The organism is Marinomonas hwangdonensis, assembly GCF_003721245.1.
Classification (GTDB): Bacteria; Pseudomonadota; Gammaproteobacteria; order Pseudomonadales; family Marinomonadaceae; genus Marinomonas; species Marinomonas hwangdonensis.
On record NZ_RIZG01000001.1, the window covers coordinates 207215 to 227387 of the forward strand.

Here is a 20173-nt window from a genome sequence, read left to right on the forward strand (position 1 = left end):
GGGGGCATGATTAAGTTCAGCTGTTACTGCTAGGTTTGCGATTACGACGCGCCGGCGCAAGAGGCTTGCTACGCAGACCTGGGCCAGGTGTGACTTCGGCTTTCGGTGCAGTAGGGCGACGGTTACCAGACTTAGGTGCGTTGCCTTGTTTTGCGCCATTGCCTTGTCTCGGTGCATTGGTTTGTTCACGTGGTCTTTTTGGTTTGTTAGGCTTGATTGGGCGCGTATCCAGCGTGGTATCAGGCAACATGTGTGTTGGCATGAAGTCGTCTTCATAACGACGCTCAATCAATTTTTGTGTCAAACGTTCGATAGCGCGTAATTGGTCGAGTTCGTCAGCGGCCACCAAGGAAATAGCTTTGCCTGTTGCGCCAGCACGGCCAGTACGACCGATGCGGTGAACGTAATCTTCGGCTACATCAGGCAAGTCAAAGTTCACCACGTGAGGAAGTTGTTCAATGTCTAATCCGCGAGCCGCAATGTCTGTGGCGACCAAAATCCGTATACGACCTTCTTTAAAGTCAGCAAGAGCACGAGTACGAGCCCCTTGGCTCTTGTTACCGTGAATAGCACTGGCACGAATACCTGCGTCTTCAAGTTGTTTGGTGATCTTGTTTGCACCGTGTTTGGTGCGAGAGAATACCAAGGCTTGATCCCAACGTCCGTCGGCTATCAGTTGGATCAATAGCTCCGTTTTACGTTTCTTGTCTACTGGGTGAAGCCATTGTTCAACAGACACGGCTGTGGCATTGCGCGGCGTTACAGAAATCTCGATAGGATTGTTGACTAAGCCCTTAGCGAGCTGGCGAATTTCTGGTGAAAAAGTGGCAGAGAATAAAAGGTTCTGGCGCTTCTTTGGCAGAATGGCGAGAATTTTTTTGATGTCATGAATGAAGCCCATGTCTAGCATGCGGTCTGCTTCATCTAATACCAGTATTTCGAGTTTGTCGAATTTCACCGCGTTTTGATTGTATAGGTCCATCATACGACCCGGAGTAGCAATCAAAATATCTGCTCCACGACGCAATGCCATCATCTGTGGATTGATTTTTACACCACCAAATACCACGGTTGATTTAAGGGCTAGATGACGACCGTAGTCTTTGACGCTTTCAGCAACCTGAGCGGCTAGTTCCCGTGTTGGGGTTAATACTAATGCACGAACCTGATTGCCTTGAGCATGCTCGCCATGGCTTAGTAACTCGAGAAGTGGCAAGGTAAAGCCAGCAGTTTTGCCTGTGCCGGTTTGGGCTGCGGCCATCACATCTTGACCTTCAAGGATGGCCGGTATTGCCTGAGCTTGTATCGCAGATGGCTCAGTATAGCCTTGATCTTCAATGGCTTTAAGAATGGGGGCAGAAAGCCCAAGGTTGTTGAAACTCATAGGTGTACTCATGTTATATCAAAGGCAGGCGCAAAGCTGATAGGTCAGGTTATGCAATAATTGTGCGAAGCTTACCCTATATTCGCTTTGGTTACTATCAGACACATCGAATAAGCCCGTATTCAGGCTGCTAGAGCCGTTTGAGTACGGGCAAGATAGTCTTTTATCCTTATGTATATTAGGTGAGCAGAAGATCTTTTAAGACGACAAAATCATACTCTTCTGACATCGACAGATACGGATAATTGCTGGGAGCCACCGCCTTCAAAAATAACGCCTTGTAGGGGTGAAACATCCGCGTAATCTCGGCCCCATGCCGTGACTATGTGTTGTTCGTTTGGCATGACGTCATTGGTTGGGTCGAATTCTACCCAGCCAAATTCTGGTGTGTAGACTGCGAACCAAGCGTGGGAAGCATCCGCACCGACCAGCTTCTCTTGTCCTGGTGGTGGCAAGGTTTCGAGATAACCGCTCATGTAGCGAGCCGGTATACCGACCGAGCGAAGACAGCCAATGGCAAGATGAGCAAAATCTTGACACACACCACTGCGTTGTTTGAGAACCTGTTCAAGGGGCGTTGCAACCGTAGTGGTATTGGGGTCAAACTTAAATTCGCTAAAAATTTTATGGGTAAAATCCATGGCGGCTTGTAGCACGCAGGCTTGGTCCGTGAAGAGACTTTGAGCATAGTCTTTTAAGTCGTCGGATCGGCGAATTTGCGGCGAGTCAAGTAAGTACTCTTTTGCCATACGTAGCTCGGGCGTGGTGGGCATGTCTAACAAGGCACGCAACTCTCCACAGGTGAGTAGGCTGTTTTTGAGTAGTGCTGTCACATCGATCGCAGAAATTTCAAAGTCCGTTCTGACATCAATGACGAGCTTTTTGTGTGCTTCTTGAATAGAAAAGTAAAACGTTTGATTGCCAAAGTAATCTTCCCCTTCGCTTTGATAAACAGGAGGGGGATTGATCTGCACTTTTTGATAAATACAACGTTGGTTGTGCGTGTCTCTGGGGAGTAGGTGAGCCATGTTATAACACAAGCTCACCGGTGCACCGTAGCTGTATTCGGTAATGTGACGAACGCGATATCTCATAAGTCTGTTTCCCCAACAATTTTTATCAATGACTGAGGGCCAGCCGTATGGTCAAAATACTTTTCACTGATTAATACCGTAAATTGTTCTAGCTGAGCCAACAGTTCAGTCATGAGTTTTTCTAACTTAGACCGACTGAGTGTTTTTTTATCAACCTCAGCCAGTTCTTCTAAATCGGCGAGCTGGATGGAGCTTAAAGATCTGATAATAATCTTATTTTCTGGGCTTAGTCCGGCCGTTGTTGTTTCATTTCTGGGTAGCTCATTAATGCATTTGCGTAGCTGTTCTACTTGGTACAACAACGAGCGTGGGTTAGTACCATCAATCATTAGAAGGTCTAAACCGTAGGCCACGCGGGCACGGTTACGATAGCGACGACGGAAAGAGATGAGAGCTTCGACGCTTAATAATACCGATTCCAGAATCTGCTGCTGGGGAGCAGAAGATAACGGCTTAGTGAGGGCTGAACGCAGTAGGGTAGCAGTTTGCAACGCTCGTTCTGTGCGTCGGCCAATTTCCTGAAAAGTCCAGTCCAAGCCGCGAAGCATGCTTTCATGGTTAAGACCTGAAAGAGCAAGCAAAGAAGTGACTAGGCTGTCTAAGGATTCTTCTGGGGCAGACGGAAGACCGTTTGTGTAGGTACGGTCAAGCTCATGAATATGGTCGCGCAATTCGTTGATGATGATGCGAGTATCAGCCGAAAGCATCTCTTTGACTTGTTCGCCACAGCTTAGCATGGCTTGTAAGTTTGCTTTCACCGATCCAGCTCGGTTCCCATCTGTGATGATAGACACTAATTCCGCTTCAGGATTGGCCAGCATATCTTCATCGGCCTCGGTAAAACCTGGTAAACAAGCTGTTTGTACGGAAGCCATGGTAAGCAGGGTGCGCAGGCTTTCTTCTGGTAAAGGATCAACGCCATTCATTTGCTTAAAAATAGTACGTAATAGACGCATACTGACTTCTGCGCGCTCTGCGTAACGTCCCATCCAAAATAGATTTTCTACCACTCGGCTAGGTAAATTGGCCTGTAATGCTTCTTCGTGCAGAATGATTTGATCAGCAATAGGGGCTGTTTGTGTTTCGGGTTCCGCCGCCAATACCCAGGTGTCTTTACTTTTTGAACTGGCAATATTGGATACGATCATCTCGGTTTTGGAATCGCCAACCCGAGATAAGCCACCAGGCATGGCGTTGTAGCCTTTGGGGGTCGCAACCGTAAAGGCACGCAGTAAGCTGGGTCTAGCCTGTAATTTGCCGCCAGACCAAATAGGGGCTCTTGAGCCTGGAATATAGCTTTGCGCCACATACATGTGCGGGTGTTTTTTGATTTTTTCTATGGTGCTGAGTGTTTGTTTTTCGGTCAGGGTATGACCATAAACGCTGCTACTGTCGAAACGACGAATCGCGGGTTTGATAATAAGATTTTGAATGTTTGCAAGGACATATTGTAAGTCATTTGCATCGCCACACCACCAGGTTGTGACGGAGGGCAGAGTGAGTTGCTCGCCCATCAAAAACTCACTGATCGCGGGTAAAAACTTAATCAAAGCCGGTGCTTCTAAAATACCGCTACCTAGAGGGTTAGCTAATACCACGTTACCCGCTCGAACGACTTCTAAAAGCCCAGGCACACCCAAAAATGAGTCGGCACGCAGTTCGGCTTGATCACAAAGGGCATCATCCACACGTCGTAAAATCACATCAACACGGGCTAGACCATTCAGCGATTTCATCCACACCGCGCCATTGCGTACGGTTAGGTCACTGCCTTGAACAAGGGGGAAACCCAAAAAGTTGGACAAGTAAGCCTGTTCAAAGTAAGTGCTGCTTAATGCCCCAGGGCTAAGCATGACAATGCGTGGCGTATCTGTCCATTGGCAAGCAAGGGACGAGAGCATGTTTTTAAAGGACTGAAAAAAGCCCGCTAATCGCCGTACTTGGCTGTCTCGAAAACTGTTGGGGATCACTCGTGAAACAACGGTTCGATTCTCTAGCGCGTATCCTGCTCCGCTGGGTGCCTGAGTGCGATCACCGATCACTTGAAATTGCCCTGTAGGATCACGCACGAGATCAACCGCATGGAGTAACAAGTGGTGGGCGCCAGGAACAGAAACGCCATGACATTGGCGTAAAAATCCCGGGTGACTAAAAATAATTTCTGAGGGGATGATGCCGTTTTTCAACAGTTCTTGAGGGCCGTATAGGTCCTTTAGCATTAGGTCGAATAGGGTCGAACGTTGATTCAGCCCCTGTTCAATAGCGCACCATTCCTCTGTTGGAATGATGTTTGGAATAAGGTCCAGCGACCACACACTGGGCGTGAGTGGATCGCTGGTAAGATTATAGGTCGCACCGTCTTCACGGAGAATGCGCTGAGCGCGGCGCTGCCGGTCAAGCATTTCCTCGTTAGTAAAGCTCCCCATACTGCGCATGACAGATTCCCAATGGGGACGCGGTTGGCGATCTTCCGTGAAGGCCTCATCATAAGCATTTATCGGTGTATCGTAGGCGGATGATAACGTCGGTTTTTCATCCATTACCGACGTTACAAAGGTACCTGTTTGAAGTTGCATAATGTGCTTGAGCCTAAAAAAATTAATTATTAGAGAACATTATACTGCTTCCTTAGATCTAATGTATGCGGATATTCATTCATTGGCTCTTCCGCTGGTGGTGACATGGCTCGAGGCTCGTCTCCATTCGGGTAAAAAGCGCGTAATGCACTGAACGCCGGTGGTGGAGATAATGGACCTTGAGTGAAACCATAATCCCAAAAACGATTGACTCGACGGGCTTCCGCTTCGTTACTATTAACCGGCAAGTTGTCGTAAGTTCGTCCACCTGGGTGCGATACATGATAAGTACAGCCGCCCACTGACATGCCGTTCCAAGTATCAATCAGATCGAATACTAGCGGCGTGTCTGTGCCCAAAGTAGGGTGCAACGCCGATGGTGGCGCCCAGGCTTTGTAGCGGACCGCGCCAACGTATTCGCCTTTACGTCCGGTTGAACGAATGGGAACACGACGACCATTACAACTTAAAACATAGCGACCATCGGTTAATCCTGTCAGTTTTACCTGCAAGCGTTCGACGGAAGAATCCACATAGCGAGCGGTACCCGATCCAGTGATCTCTTCACCTAGAACGTGCCAAGGCTCAATGGCCCAGCGTAGCTCGATTTCCATGTCGTCAATTTTCTTACGACCGTAATGTGGGAAACGAAACTCTTCAAACGGGGCAAGCCATTCCAGTTTAAATGGGAAACCATGACGCTGAAGATCTTCCACCACCTCTTTCACGTCTTGCCAAACAAAATGTGGCAGCATGAATTTGTCATGCAAGCTGGTGCCCCAACGAACTAAAGGCTTTTTGTACGGTTCTTTCCAGAAGCGTGCAACTAAGCAGCGCAACAACAGCATTTGCACGAGAGACATGTGCGGATGCGGTGGCATTTCAAAACCACGGAATTCCAATAAACCTTGTCTACCGCTGGCGCTGCCTGCAGCATACAGTTTATCGATACAGAACTCAGAACGGTGAGTGTTACCGGTGATATCGACCAGTAAGTTACGCATCAAACGATCAACCAACCAAGGTTCTTCTACAAAACCAGATGGCATGTTTTGGAAAGCGATTTCCATTTCATACAAGGCTTCATCACGCCCTTCATCTGGACGTGGTGCTTGGCTAGTTGGGCCAATGAACATGCCAGAGAAAAGATAAGATAGACCAGGATGATGCTGCCAGAAGGTGACCAAACTTTGCAATAACTCAGGACGACGCAGCAGCGGACTGTCTGCTGGAGTGCGGCCACCAAGAGTTACGTGATTGCCGCCACCTGTGCCAGTATGACGACCATCCAGCATGAATTTTTCCGCGCCAAGGCGAGATAAATAAGCTTGGTGATACAAGGTTTCTGTGTTGTGAACCAGCTCTTCCCAATTGGCTGCAGGGTGGATATTAACCTCAATCACACCGGGGTCTGGTGTGATTAGGAACTTCTGCAAGCGCGGATCTTTTGGTGGCTCGTAACCTTCGATAACGATGGGTTTATCAAGGGTTTTCGCAACCGCTTCAAGATGCTCAAGAACATTCACAAAATGCTCAAGATGCGTCATAGGTGGCATGAATACATGCAAGCGGCCATCACGTGGTTCGATACACAAAGTAGTGCGAATCACGTTTTTCAACGTTTTTTCTGGCGCTAAGGCAGGTGCTGCTGGTTTTTTAGCGAAATGCTGCTTGGCAACGCTTTCTAATACAGCGCTGTCTTTTTTGTTCGCCAAAGGTTGGCGAGGATCAAACGGATCACGCTCAGGGATGCGATCTTCTTCCGCTTGTGCTGGTAAAGAATTCAGTGGTAAACGATAACCCATTGGGCTATCGCCGGGAATCAAGGTGATAACGTCACTGCGCATTGGCCAAAGAGAACTATTCCAACGATTGTTTACCGTATCGAATTCTAGCGGCAATACGAAGCCTGTTGTGGTGCTTAAACCACGACTAAGCAGTTTTGCCAGACGACGGCGTTCTAAGTCATCTTTTAAATCGGCTTTGGTTGGATCGGCATCCGCAGGAAGTGATTGCTCCATCCACAAATAATACAGAGTGTCTTCGTAAGTGCTTTGTAGATATTGCTTATCCAAGGCGAGTTTTTCACACAATAATTCGCCAAAAGTTTGGGCATCTTTAATGGTGTGTTTGTAGTCTTTGTCTACGCGAGCCAAATATTTAGGATCATTCCATAAGGCTTCGCCGTCGGTGCGCCAGAAACAACCCAGCGCCCAGCGAGGTACTTCTTCACCTGGATACCACTTGCCTTGACCATAATGCAGTAAGCCATTGGCACCGAATTCTTGCTTCATCTTGATTAGCAAGTCTTTGGCTAATTTAAGTTTTTCTGCGCCCAATGCACCCGTATTCCACTGTTCTGAATCCATGTCATCGATGGAAACGAAGGTGGGTTCACCGCCCATTGTCAGGCGGACATCACCGTCTTCTAGTTCTTTATCGACAGCAAAGCCCAGTGCTTTTATTGTGTCCCATTCACCTTCGGCGTAGGGTTTGGTGACACGTGGGTCTTCGTGGATACGAGTGACGATATTGCTGTAGCTGAATTCACATTCGCATTCGTCGACAAAGCCTGTGATTGGCGCTGCGGATGCGGGTTCTGGTGTACAGGCTAAAGGAATATGACCTTCGCCAGCGAACAAGCCAGAGGTTGGGTCTAAGCCAACCCAGCCGGCACCCGGTAAAAAGACTTCACACCAAGCATGTAAGTCGGTGAAATCTTCCTCTGGACCGGATGGGCCATCGAGGGCTTTTACATCGGCGGTTAATTGCACCAAGTAGCCGGATGCAAAGCGCGCAGCTAAACCCAGACTACGAAGAATTTGTACGAGCAACCAAGAGGTATCTCGGCATGACCCTTTCTTCAAGGTTAAGGTTTCTTCACAGGTTTGGACGCCGGGTTCTAAACGGATGCCATAGCCAATGTCTGCAGCCAGACGGCTGTTTATGGCGACTAAAAAGTCATTGATCGGAGTGTTTTTGCGATCGACAGTAGACAGCCATTTGTCCAGTAATGGGCAGGATTCGGTGACTTGTAGGTACGGCTCTAATTCTTTTTTGAGCGCCTTGTCGTAGGCAAATGGATACTCTTCCGCATAACTTTCCACAAAGAAATCGAATGGGTTTATCACCGTCATGTCGGCGATGACTTCCACATAGAATTCGAGCTTGTTGGTTTTTTCAGGAAATACCAGACGCGTCTGAAAGTTGCCAAAAGGGTCTTGTTGGACGTTGACGAAATGCGTTTCGGGTAACACTTTAAGCGAATAAGCGTGAATCTTAGTGCGAGAGTGCGCCGCGGGTTGCAGCCTCAAAATGTGGGGGGCGACGTTTACGAAGCGGTCAAACTCATAAGTCGTTTTATGTTGTATTGCGACTCTAATGGTCATGCAGCGTCTCCTTGCCGAAAATGAAACCAGTTCTCGGTAATCTGGTGATGTATTTCAATAATTGCAATCTGTAGCTCATTTATGTGGTTGTGAAAGTTGTCATTCAGATCTTCTGAACTAACAAGTGGATAGTTAAACTCAAGAATCTTATCGACTTTGGCACGAATGGAATCTGCACGTGGCAGCTGGGCCGCTGATTCGGTTATTTGACCAAGACAATACGCTAGGGTACGAGGAAAACAGGGATCGTTCATTAAAAACGTCGCCGCTTTCGCCCCATTAATAGACGATCTTACAGTACGACGATAATCTAAATAGGCGCTCTGTGATTTCAGTACTTTTGACCAAGTTACTTGGCCAAGCTGAATACGAGTTTCAGGTTTGGATTGCAGCATTAACGCGACAGCTGCATCGAGAATACGCGTTCCCATGTCCGCACGCTCAAGATAGCGCCCCATAATCAAAAAATGCCAACCCGCATCGCGGCTTTTTGTGCCAGCAAATAACCCGATGATTTTTTGACACCCTTCAATAATGGTGTTTAGAAACAGGTGACGTTCTGAGCGATTGATTCCCTGTTTGATATTCTGCTGGGCATAGAGATCTAGCTCATTGATAAGTTCCCATGTTTCTTTGGGTACCACATCGCGAGTAGTGCGGATGTTTTCCCGAACCATTTTTAGCGATGACAGGATTGAACTGCTATTGGTGTCGTCAGCCAGTAAAAACTTCACCACATTGCGTTCGTCTTTTACTTTGTAGCGTTGTTCAAATGCGTCTTCATTGCTGAGGATTTCGATCAAGTTAAACCAAGATACCTCGATATCTTTGGGTAGGTCGAACAGTAAATCGTCGTACACACTAACCAAACGAGCGGTATTTTCGACGCGCTCCAAATAACGGGCGCTCCAATATAAGCGTTCTGCGACTCTTGATAACATAATTATTGCCCCTTTGTTTCCACAATCCAGGTGTCTTTACTGCCGCCGCCTTGTGATGAATTGACCACTAAGGAGCCTTTTTTCATTGCAACGCGAGTTAGTCCACCTGTTGTAACGTAGGTGTCTTTGGCTTGCAGAATGAAAGGACGCAAATCCAAATGGCGTGGTTCTAACACACCTTTTGAAATAAGCGTTGGCGCAGTGGACAGTTTTAGCGTGGGTTGGGCAATATAGTTACGTGGGTTTTTGGTAATTAATTCGGCAAATAACGCCTGCTCTTTTTTCGTAGAGTGGGGGCCAACCAACATACCGTATCCGCCGGACTCGTTAGCCGGTTTAACCACTAATTTGTCTAGATTTTCCAGTACATAGGCTCGTTGCTCTGGGTCATCACATAAGAAGGTTTCGACATTGTTAAGAATGGGCTCTTCGTCTAGGTAATAGCGAATAATAGCGGGTACATAAGCGTACACGACTTTATCATCAGCGACGCCAGCTCCTGGCGCATTGGCTAAGGCAACGTTGCCTTTACGCCATGCTCGCATCAATCCTGCCACACCGAGTACAGATTCAGGGTCAAACGCTTCAGGGTCAATGAATAAATCGTCAATGCGACGATAAATGACATCTACTCGTTCAGGTCCGTCAATGGTTTTCATGTAAACGCAGTCGTCACTGTCAACAAACAAGTCACTGCCTTCGACCAACTCTGCGCCCATTTGTTGCGCCAAAAAAGCGTGCTCAAAGTATGCTGAGTTATAGATGCCTGGTGTCAACACGACAATCTCAGGGTTTTCTATATCTCGCGGTGACAGTGCTGCTAAGGTGTCGAACAACTGCGACGTGTAGGAGTTGATGGGTAAAATAGATTCGTTTTCAAACAGTTCAGGCAAAACTCGCTTGGTAATAGCGCGGTTCTCTAGCATGTAAGAGACGCCTGAGGGGACACGTAAGTTATCTTCTAAGACAAAAAAGTCGCCGTTTTCATCGCGCACCAAGTCGGTACCGCAGATGTGCGCCCAAACACCGTAGGCAGGCGTAATGCCGACGCATTCTGGTCTGAAGTTTTTTGAGTCTTTAATGATGTGTTCTGGGATGATGCCGTCTTTGATGACGTTTTGATCGTGGTAGAGGTCGTTGATGAAGAGGTTAAGTGCTTTGAGGCGTTGCTTTAGTCCAGCCTCGGCGATCTTCCAGTCAGCGGCTTCGATCGTTCGCGGTATGATATCGAACGGCCATGCCCTGTCTATGTTACCTTCGCCTGTATAGACGGTGAAGCTAATGCCCATTTCTTGAATAGTGGCTTCTGCGGTGATACGTCTTTTTTCTAACTCTTCTTCAGAAAGGCTATCTAGGTAGCCTAAAAGTTGTTTTGCTGGCGCTCTGGCGACGCCTTTTTCATCGATTAATTCATCAAAAAACATCGATGATTGATAGTGGCTTGTTAATTTGTCCATAGTTACCTCTTTTTCCTATTTCACTAGTAGGACAATAATTTTTCAACGACTCATTATACTTTGCCCAACGTGTTGAAAAGGCAGCTAGCGCCTCTATCTCAGAGCAGTATCGTGACTGGTTTCTACTTATTGCGACCTATTAATGCTGAATCTTGTGTCTAGTTACTGTTAGTCTTGTCGCATTACTACAGAAATAAAGCAAGTATTGAGCCATATTATTTATTTTCGTCGTCGGTTTTTTTTAGCAGACGGATTCATGATATGGATCGCTGTAATCAGACCAAGATTCGTTATTATTGTGTTCCTAATACGCCATTAGCATAACAGTGTCTTGAATAAGAGGATAGGTAAGTGAATCAGGTAAACAAGGTTATCGTGGCTGGCGCCGGTATCGGTGGTTTATGTGCCGCCTTGTCTTTTGCTAGGCAGGGTAAGCAGGTCATCGTGTGTGAGCAGTCAGCCAATTTGGCTGAAGTGGGTGCTGGCCTTCAGATTAGCCCCAATGCCTTAAAAGTCCTGCGTGAGCTTGGCCTTGTGCCAGCGTTAAAGTCATTAGCGTTTGTGCCACACAATGCGGTCATTCGTCATTACAAGACCGGTGAATACTATTTAAAAGCCCCTTTGGCTGCAGAGGCAGAATTGCGTTATGGCGCGCCTTATTGGCATCTACATCGTGCAGACTTACATCGTGTGTTAGTCACTGCGTGTGAAGAAGCGGGGGTAACGTTAATACTGAACGCTGCGGTGGAAAAATATCAACAAGATCAACAAGCTCATCAGGTGTGTTTAGTACTCAAAGATGGACGCACTTTATCGGCTGATTTGCTAATAGGCGCAGATGGTATTCGCTCTATGGTTCGAGAACAAATGCTAGGGGCGGAACGTGCAACTTTTATGGGGCAGGTGGCATGGCGTGGTGTTATTCCTGTCAGTGGATTGCAGTGTGATATTCAGCCCGATGCCTGTGTTTGGGCTGGGCCAGGTCGGCATTTCGTCAGTTATTACGTGCGCGGTGGTGACTATGTGAATTTTGTGGCCGTTGAGGAACGGGATGATTGGCGCTCTGAGTCCTGGCGCGAAGAGGGAGATATTGATGCTTTGAGGCACGCTTTTTCAGGTTGGCACCCTGAGGTGAGTGGCTTGCTAAAATCCGCGACTCATACTTTTTTGTGGGCTTTAAATGGACGTGAGGAATTGACCACTTGGCACAGTGGTCGAGTGGTTTTGTTAGGGGACGCTTGTCACCCCATGTTGCCTTTTATGGCGCAAGGCGCGGCGATGGCTATTGAGGATGCCTATGTATTGTCCCAGTGTGTGGCTCGTTATCCATTGGCTGAAGCGTTAAAGCACTATGAGCAAGATCGTAAGCCGAGGGCGACTAAAATCCAACAAATGTCGAAAGCCAACGCGGGTTTGTATCATATGCAGGGTGGCGTACTGGGTAGAATCAAGCTAAGGGCTTTGCAAGTGGCTGGTCGTATGATGCCGAGTGTGATTCAAGCTAAATTGGACGCAGTCTACGGTCATGATGTTATTAAAGAATGCCAAAAAATGCCGTAATGGAAATCAGACAGTGCAAATGCAATATCAGAAAAGGAGCCTGCATTTGCATTTTTTATTCTCATTTGGAATATAAAATATAATTTCATGGTTTATTTGTTATAACGTTTTGTCACTACCACATCACGATTTATTATTGGTCTGAGGCGCTGGTTTTGACTATTATCTGCGCCTTTCCTCCCAAGACCACAAGTTATGGGACTCACTCACTCTGGAAACCTCAGACGATATGACTTCTAAATCTCCTTTGGCGCTCTTGCCATTACTATTGTTTCTTGTTCTTTTTGTTGGCAGTGGCCTCTGGTATCAATCTCAAGGGGTCGACTTTGCGTTTTATCAAATCTCTGCCCCAGTGGCTATTTTACCCGCGATTGCTTTGGCTATTTTGCTGGGTAAAGGCCACTTTAATCAGCGTATAGAAACCTTTATTAATGGGGTAGGTGATAACACCATTATCACCATGGTGCTGATTTACTTGTTGGCGGGTGCGTTTGCCAGTGTGGCTAAAAGCGTTGGTGGTGTGGATGCAACGGTCAATTTTGGCTTGAGTATTGTTCCTCCCTCTTTATTGTTGCCGGGGTTATTTGTTATTACGGCGTTTGTGGCTACGTCTATGGGGACTTCCATGGGCACTATCGCCGCGATTGCTCCGATTGCGATTGGGGTTGCTGAAGCGGCCGATCTTCCTTTGTTATTAACCGTTGGTACCGTGATTGGTGGCGCCATGTTTGGTGACAATTTGTCGATCATTTCCGATACCACCATAGCCGCAACGCGTACTCAAGGCTGTGAAATGCGAGACAAGTTTCGCATGAATTTTAAAATTGCTTTGCCTGCGGCTCTTATTACGCTGGTGTGGTTGTTTTTTCAAAGTAGTGGCGCCGGTATTGATGAAGTAGGTGACTATGACTTGATTCGTGTTTTGCCTTATGTGGCGGTGTTAGGATTGGCGGTTGCCGGGGTGAATGTGATCTTGGTGTTGTTTAGCGGCATTATTATGGCGGGTATTATTGGGCTAACGATGCAGGCTGACTACTCAGTCGCTTCTTGGTCATCCGATATTTATGCCGGCTACACCAGCATGCAGGAAATTTTGATTCTTTCACTGTTGATTGGTGGTTTGGGTGCCTTGATGAAATCCCAAGGCGGTTTGGATTGGCTGGTAGGAGCGATTGAACGCATCAGTCAAGCACTTGGGGCGAAAGAAGGATCAACGAGAGCCGGTGAACTCAGCATCAGTGCGTCGGTTGCTCTGACGAACTTATGCACGGCAAATAATACGGTATCCATTTTAATTAATGGTTCGGTCGCTAAGAATATTGCGCAACGTTACAATGTTGACCCAAAGCGCAGTGCCAGTTTATTGGACATTTTCTCGTGTGTGGTGCAAGGCGTGCTACCTTATGGTGCGCAAATACTCTTGGCTTCTTCGTTAGCCAGTGTGTCTCCGTTAGCGCTGATCGGTTATGTTCAGTACAGTTGGTTATTGGCGGCTGCGGCGTTTATTTCCATCATGATGGCTTGGCCTAAAAACGCGAAATAAATCACCCAAACTTTTATTTATAGAAAAATTCAGCTTAAAAGCTTGTTTGCCTGCACGTAAATGTGCAACGTAAACAAGCTTTTTTATGTTTTGAAGAATATACACGAGGGAAGTAATGTGAAGACCGCAGGTTACATCAGCGCTGAAAGTATTCTGGTTGTTGTTACCATTCTCGCTGCCGCTGGATGGATTTTCTCTAAAGAAGCATTGGTCGGATTGCCCCCGCTGTTTTTTATGGGGATGCGCTTTATTATCGCAGGCTTTGTATTGTTTTTGGCAGGGCAAAAGTACTTTCGTGGTCTGGTTTGGGAAGACGTGAAACGCGCCAGCTTTGTTGGTGTGGTTATGGGTATCACCATGATGTTTTGGATTACTGGGTTAGATCAGAGTTCAAACCTGGGTGTAGGAGCTTTCATTACGAGCTTAGGGGTGGTGTTGGTGCCGGTTTTGGCACGGTTTATGTTTGGCGCTAGACCGCCTATGACGATTTGGCTTGCATTGCCTATTGCGGTGTTAGGGCTTGGTTTGTTGGCACTAAATAATGGCTTAAACTTTGAATTTGCTCAGATATATTTTTTAGGTGCGGCTTTTGGCTCTGCATTACAGCTTAATTTGCTATCGCGTTTTTCCATGCGTATGCATTCACTGGTCCTTACTGCTATTCAATTAAGCGTGTCCGGCGGCCTTCTGTTGTGCGTGTCGTTGCTAACAGAAACACGACCTTCCGATATTAGTATGGAGGTGGCTGGGTGGTTTTTAGCCAGCACTTTAATTGCGACAAGCTTGCGGTTTTGGTTGCAAACTTATGGCATGAGTCTAACTCAAGTCAGTCATGCTGCGGTTATTATGAATTTAGAGCCCGTTTGGACGGCGATTTTAGCGATGCTGTGGTTTAGTGAAGTCATGGGTGTCGTGCAGTTAGTTGGTTGTGTTTTAATTTTCATAGCCATGTTGGTGAGTCGATGGTCTCAGATTAAAGCCGCGATCCGTTATAAAAATAGGGTGAAGTGATAAAAATAGATGCCTTGCTTCTAACAGTGCACATTTATTTGCACGTTTTGGCGTAGGTAAGGGCACACGCTTAGATTATAGTGTTAGGTAATGAATACTCTGCTTATATCAAAAGGAAGTCATCTCAATGCTGTCTAAGTTCAAGTACGCTTCAGGTTTGTTACTTACCTTATTTCTTTTCGGTTGCCAACAAGACGAATCCCCTCAAGCCTCGGCTCCGCCACCGCCTAAACCTCAAGTTGGAGTAACGGTGATACAACCACAAAAAATTGATCTCATCACAGAGCTGCCAGGACGTACGACTTCAAGCCTAGTAGCTGAGATACGTCCTCAAGTGGGGGGTATTGTTAAAAAACGCTTTTTTGAGGAAGGTCAAACCGTAAAAGCGGGCGATTTATTGTATGAATTAGATGATTCGACATATGTGTCATCTTATAAACAAGCGCAAGCTACTTTGGAATCGGCTAACGCCAGTGTGAAATCTGCACAGTTAAAGTTCGAGCGGTATACGCAATTGCGTAGACAAAACAACGTCTCACAGCAAGATCTTGATGATGCACAAGTGGCTTTCTTAGAGGCGTCGGCCAGACAAAAAGGCTCGGAAGCCGCATTAGAAAGTGCAAAAATCAACCTAGATTACACTAAAATTCGCTCCCCTATTGATGGTCGCATTGGTATTTCCCAGGTGACGGTGGGCGCGCTCGTAACAGGTAGTCAAGCAACGGTGATGACTACGGTTAGGTCCTTAGACCCAATTTTCGTTGATTTGGCTCAGACCAGTTTGGACCAACTTAAGCAGCGCACCTTTCTCGCTCAAGAGAATGTTGAAAAAGGCTCTAACAAAGTCATTTTGATATTAGAAGACGGTAGTATTTACCCGTATGAAGGCACTTTAAAAGCGCGAGAGGTTAGCGTGAATGAATCGACGGGTAGCGTCACTTTGCGAGCGGAATTCCCCAATCCGGACGATCTTTTGTTGCCAGGTATGTTTGTTCGTGGTCGCATTCATGAGCTGACTCATAACGCGGCGCTTTTAGCCCCACAGCAAGGGGTATCGCGTGATGTGAAAGGCAATCCGACTGCGTTGGTGGTGAATGCAAACAAGGTGATTGAGAGCCGCGTGCTGAGCGTTGAACGCACCATTGGAAATCAGTGGTTAGTGTTAGATGGTTTGTCGGCCGGTGAGCAAATCGTTGTCGAAGGTTCTTTAAAAGTACGTGCTGGTAGTGAAGTAAGAACCGTAGAGATGGCCCGAAACAGCGAAACGGGCGCTATGGTAACAGTCACGGCGGCAAACAATGCTTCGCCAGAAGGGAATTAAGTTATGTTTGCGCAATTTTTCATTAATCGTCCGGTATTTGCGTGGGTAATTTCCATTGCCATTATGCTGGCAGGCCTTGCTTCGATAATAAACCTACCTATCTCCCAGTATCCTGATGTGGCGCCACCGACCATCAGTATTTCAGCGACCTATTCAGGGGCATCGGCGGAAACAGTAGAAAACAGTGTTACCCAAGTATTAGAGCAGCAATTAACGGGGCTAGACGGCCTCTTGTATTTCTCTTCGTCGAGCAGTTCAACGGGGCGCAGTAGCATCAACGTGACGTTTGAACAGGGCACGGACGCTGATATAGCTCAAGTCCAAGTGCAAAATAAAATACAGCAAATTTCCTCTAGTTTGCCCACTTCAGTGCAGCAAAATGGTGTGTCGGTAAAAAAATCCAACACAGGTTTTTTGTTAGTCGCTGCTATTTACGATGAAACGGACCAAGACACAGCAAGCGATATTTCTGATTTTCTAGTATCCAGTGTTCAAGATTCGGTTTCACGCGTTGGTGGTGTGGGCAGTATTCAGGTGTTTGGCGCAGAATATGCGATGCGTATTTGGTTGGACCCTTTAAAACTGGCGTCCTATAAATTGATGCCATCGGATATTTCTGCTGCCATTAGAACCCAAAATACCCAGGTAGCTGCAGGTAGTCTCGGGGCTTATCCCGTTGTGGAAGGCCAAGAACTCAATGTCACTGTGACTGCCCAGTCTAAGCTACAAACGGCAGAACAATTCAAAAACATTATCTTGTCCTATGACGATAGTGGGGCAACAGTACGTTTAAGTGACGTAGCCAATGTGGAGTTGGGCAGTCAGTCTTATGCTTATATAGCACGTCTAAATGGGCATCCGGCTTCAGGTTTGGCGGTCATGTTGGCCCCTGGTGCCAATGCCCTATCGACGTCTGAGTCGGTCAAAGAAGTGTTAAACGGCATGTCTGGTAGTCTACCAGACGGTTATAAACTGGCTTTTCCTGTCGACAATACAAGTTTTATTCGGATATCGATCGAAGAAGTGGTGAAAACACTGTTCGAAGCCATTTTCTTGGTGATCTTGGTGATGTTCATTTTCTTACAAAATTGGCGTGCCACCTTAATTCCCGCCATCGCAGTACCGGTTGTCTTGCTAGGGACCTTTGGTATTCTTCAGCTATTTGGTTTTTCGATTAATACGTTAACCATGTTTGGGGTGGTGTTATCGATTGGTCTATTGGTAGATGATGCAATCGTTGTGGTTGAAAACGTTGAGCGGATTATGACAGAAGAAAAACTGTCTGCTAAAGAAGCCACGATTAAATCCATGAAGGAAATTACCAGTGCGCTGATCGGTATTGCGGTTGTGCTGTCTGCGGTGTTTGTTCCAATGGCCTTTTTTAGTGGCTCAACCGGGGTTATTTACCGACAGTTCTCGATCACTATCGTTTCAGCCATGGTGTTGTCTGTGATTGTGGCTTTGACATTGACACCAGCTTTGTGCGCCACCTTTTTGAAAGTCAATCATGGTTCAAGCGAAAAAGGCCTGGGCGCTTGGTTTAACGGTCATTTTGACCGTATAACTAGCAAGTATTTTAACGGTGTCTCTCGTTTGGTTAAGCAGCCTATACGCTGGATGCTGGGTTATGGTGTCATTGTGGCGGGTCTTAGCTGGTTAATGGTGACTTTACCTTCTGGCTTTTTACCGACAGAAGATCAAGGTCGTGTGATGGTTATGGTGTCTTTGCCTGAAGGCGCGTCCATGTCCCGTACAGACAAAGTGATGCGAGACGTTGAGCAGCATTTTTTGAATGCGGAAGCCGACAATGTAAACGCTATCTTTACCATTTCGGGCTTTAACTTCATGGGCAGTGGTCAGAATGCTGGTATGGCGTTTATTTCTTTAAAAGATTGGAGTGAACGACCAGGGCCAGCGAACAGTGCCAGTGCCATTGTGGGTCGATCCTACGGCGCTTTTGCGAGCTTACGCGATGCCAGGATATTCTCTTTGATACCCCCGTCAATTCAAGGGTTAGGCCAAAGTAGCGGTTTTACCTTTCAGCTACAGGCCACGGGGAATACTGATCGTGCTGCCTTGTTAGAAATGCGTGATGCCTTGTTGCAAAATGCCAATGCTAGCCCTTTGTTGACGGGGGTTCGTTTAGGGTCTGACTCCGAAGCGCCTCAGCTGCACATCGACATAGACCAAGAAAAAGCCTCCGCTTTAGGGTTGTCGCTTTCTGATATCAGCGCCACGTTAAGCAGTGCGTGGGCAGGGTCTTATGTGAATGACTTTATCGATCGCGGTCGTGTGAAAACGGTATACATGCAAGGTGACGCTCAGTATCGATCTTCTCCAGAAGATCTGCAGCACTGGTATGTTCGTGGTAACGACAATACCATGACGCCGTTTTCTGCTTTTGCCAGTTCAGAATGGACCTACGGACCAAAGAGTCTTTCGCGTTTTAATGGCTTAGCGTCTTATCAAATACAAGGCTCGGGTGCCGATGGTGTCAGTTCTGGTGATGCTATGGATGAATTACAGCGTGTTGCTGATGATTTACCCGCTGGTGTTACAGGTGCTTGGAGTGGTTTATCCTATCAAGAGCGTTTGTCCAGCGGTCAGACTCAACTGCTTTATGCTATTTCCATCTTGGTTGTGTTCTTGTGTCTTGCGGCGCTATACGAAAGCTGGACTGTGCCCTTATCTGTTATTTTGGTTATTCCTTTAGGGGTGATTGGATCGGCGATTGCGGCCCATTTGCGTGGTCTTGAAAACGACGTTTACTTCCAGGTGGCTTTGCTAGCAACGATTGGTTTGTCATCAAAAAATGCCATTCTTATCATAGAGTTTGCGGAAGCGGGGTATCGAAGGGGGCTTAATGCTTGGGATGCCGCCGCTAACGCAGCGCGTTTGCGTTTGCGTCCCATTATTATGACGTCTTTGGCCTTTATGGTGGGCACCATGCCGTTGGCATTGTCATCTGGCGCTGGGGCGAACAGCCGGATTTCGATAGGCTCTGCTATTGTGGGCGGCACCTTTACCGCGACGGTTTTGGCTATTTTCTTCGTACCCCTGTTTTTCGTTGTGGTACGTCGTATATTTCCTAAGCGTCCGGACGGCCTTTTAGAAAAACAGCAGGGTGAATGATCATTAGGTAACAGTGTAAAGACATGAAAAGGAACCTTAATGGGTTCCTTTTTAATTTTAATACCGCTCATCTTATTGTCAAAATCAAGATTGAGTGCGTCACAGATTTCAATAATCTCTTCGGCATAGCCGTCTAGTGTCTTATAGCGTTCAGTCGAGCCAGGAAAACTTAGACTGTCAATGATTTTAAAAAAACTAGCAGATTAGGTAGGGAATATTTTACAGTGAATAAGCACTTAGAAATATGCCCGCTAACTGAGGTCTGTTTTTTTAAATTAATAATGCCGTCTTATTTTGAATGCAGTGCTATTGTTGGAAACATATATTTTTTGGTTCCGTTTTTTGTGGAGGCATCATGCAATTAAGTAGCATCTTACACGTAGAAGATGATGAATCGATCAGAGCCATTGTTGAAATGGCATTGGTTGATTTACACGGTTTCACTCTTTTTTCTTTTAGTAATGGTCAAGAAGCAAGTGAAGCGGTATTTGAGTTACAGCCGGATTTAATTTTGTTGGATGCCATGATGCCAGGTATGGATGGCTTACAAACATTATTAGCGATCCGCAAAAACGTCAGCTGTCAGTCAATCCCCGTTGTGTTTATGACTGCCCGAGTGCAAAAATCTGAGAAGCAGCAATATTTTGATGCTGGTGCCATAGAGGTCATTGAAAAGCCTTTTAATGCATCAAATTTGGGCAATGATTTAGCGTCTATCTTCGAAAAACATACGAAGACAATAAGTGCGCAATAATTTGTAGGTAT

General features: G+C 46.6%; 12 protein-coding genes. 6 read left to right on the forward strand and 6 right to left on the reverse strand.

From position 1 onward, the window contains the following. Positions 1-16: 16 nt before the first annotated feature. From EBI00_RS00950 to EBI00_RS00975, 6 genes are all read right to left on the reverse strand, one after another. Entirely contained in the window at positions 17-1384 is a 1368-nt protein-coding gene (locus tag EBI00_RS00950) for a DEAD/DEAH box helicase (protein ID WP_123094060.1), read from the reverse strand. Between the two features lie 212 nt (positions 1385-1596). Then, on the reverse strand, positions 1597-2478 hold the full coding sequence (locus EBI00_RS00955) for a transglutaminase family protein (protein ID WP_123094061.1): 882 nt from the start codon (positions 2476-2478) through the stop codon (positions 1597-1599). Beyond that, the gene (locus EBI00_RS00960; protein ID WP_123094062.1) at positions 2475-5054 is read right to left on the reverse strand and encodes a circularly permuted type 2 ATP-grasp protein; all 2580 of its coding nucleotides are present in this window, start codon (positions 5052-5054) and stop codon (positions 2475-2477) included. Before EBI00_RS00960 ends, EBI00_RS00955 begins: the two co-directional genes overlap by 4 nt. A gap of 29 nt (positions 5055-5083) precedes the next feature. Continuing rightward, on the reverse strand, positions 5084-8443 hold the full coding sequence (locus EBI00_RS00965) for a transglutaminase family protein (protein ID WP_123094063.1): 3360 nt from the start codon (positions 8441-8443) through the stop codon (positions 5084-5086). Then, positions 8440-9384 (reverse strand): alpha-E domain-containing protein, encoded by a 945-nt coding sequence (locus EBI00_RS00970; RefSeq protein WP_123094064.1) that lies wholly within the window; start codon positions 9382-9384, stop codon positions 8440-8442. Before EBI00_RS00970 ends, EBI00_RS00965 begins: the two co-directional genes overlap by 4 nt. Before the next feature lie 2 nt (positions 9385-9386). Continuing rightward, entirely contained in the window at positions 9387-10841 is a 1455-nt protein-coding gene (locus EBI00_RS00975; protein ID WP_123094065.1) for a circularly permuted type 2 ATP-grasp protein, read from the reverse strand. Positions 10842-11192: 351 nt separating this feature from the next. Here EBI00_RS00975 and EBI00_RS00980 point away from each other — a divergent pair, with 351 nt between their 5' ends. From EBI00_RS00980 to EBI00_RS01005, 6 genes are all read left to right on the forward strand, one after another. After that, a complete protein-coding gene (locus EBI00_RS00980; RefSeq protein WP_123094066.1) occupies positions 11193-12401 on the forward strand; it encodes an FAD-dependent monooxygenase in 1209 nt (402 codons plus the stop codon). A gap of 229 nt (positions 12402-12630) precedes the next feature. After that, positions 12631-13944, forward strand: a complete 1314-nt coding sequence (locus tag EBI00_RS00985; RefSeq protein WP_123094067.1) for a Na+/H+ antiporter NhaC family protein — start codon at positions 12631-12633, stop codon at positions 13942-13944. Between the two features lie 117 nt (positions 13945-14061). Beyond that, the gene (locus tag EBI00_RS00990) at positions 14062-14955 is read left to right on the forward strand and encodes a DMT family transporter (protein ID WP_123094068.1); all 894 of its coding nucleotides are present in this window, start codon (positions 14062-14064) and stop codon (positions 14953-14955) included. Positions 14956-15082: 127 nt separating this feature from the next. After that, positions 15083-16276 carry an efflux RND transporter periplasmic adaptor subunit gene (locus EBI00_RS00995; protein WP_123094069.1) on the forward strand — a complete coding sequence of 398 codons (1194 nt, stop codon included), beginning with the start codon at positions 15083-15085 and terminating at the stop codon, positions 16274-16276. A 3-nt stretch (positions 16277-16279) separates the two neighbouring features. Further along, positions 16280-19408, forward strand: a complete 3129-nt coding sequence (locus EBI00_RS01000) for an efflux RND transporter permease subunit (protein ID WP_123094070.1) — start codon at positions 16280-16282, stop codon at positions 19406-19408. 355 nt (positions 19409-19763) lie between these two features. Continuing rightward, positions 19764-20162, forward strand: a complete 399-nt coding sequence (locus EBI00_RS01005; protein WP_123094071.1) for a response regulator — start codon at positions 19764-19766, stop codon at positions 20160-20162. Positions 20163-20173: the final 11 nt, after the last annotated feature.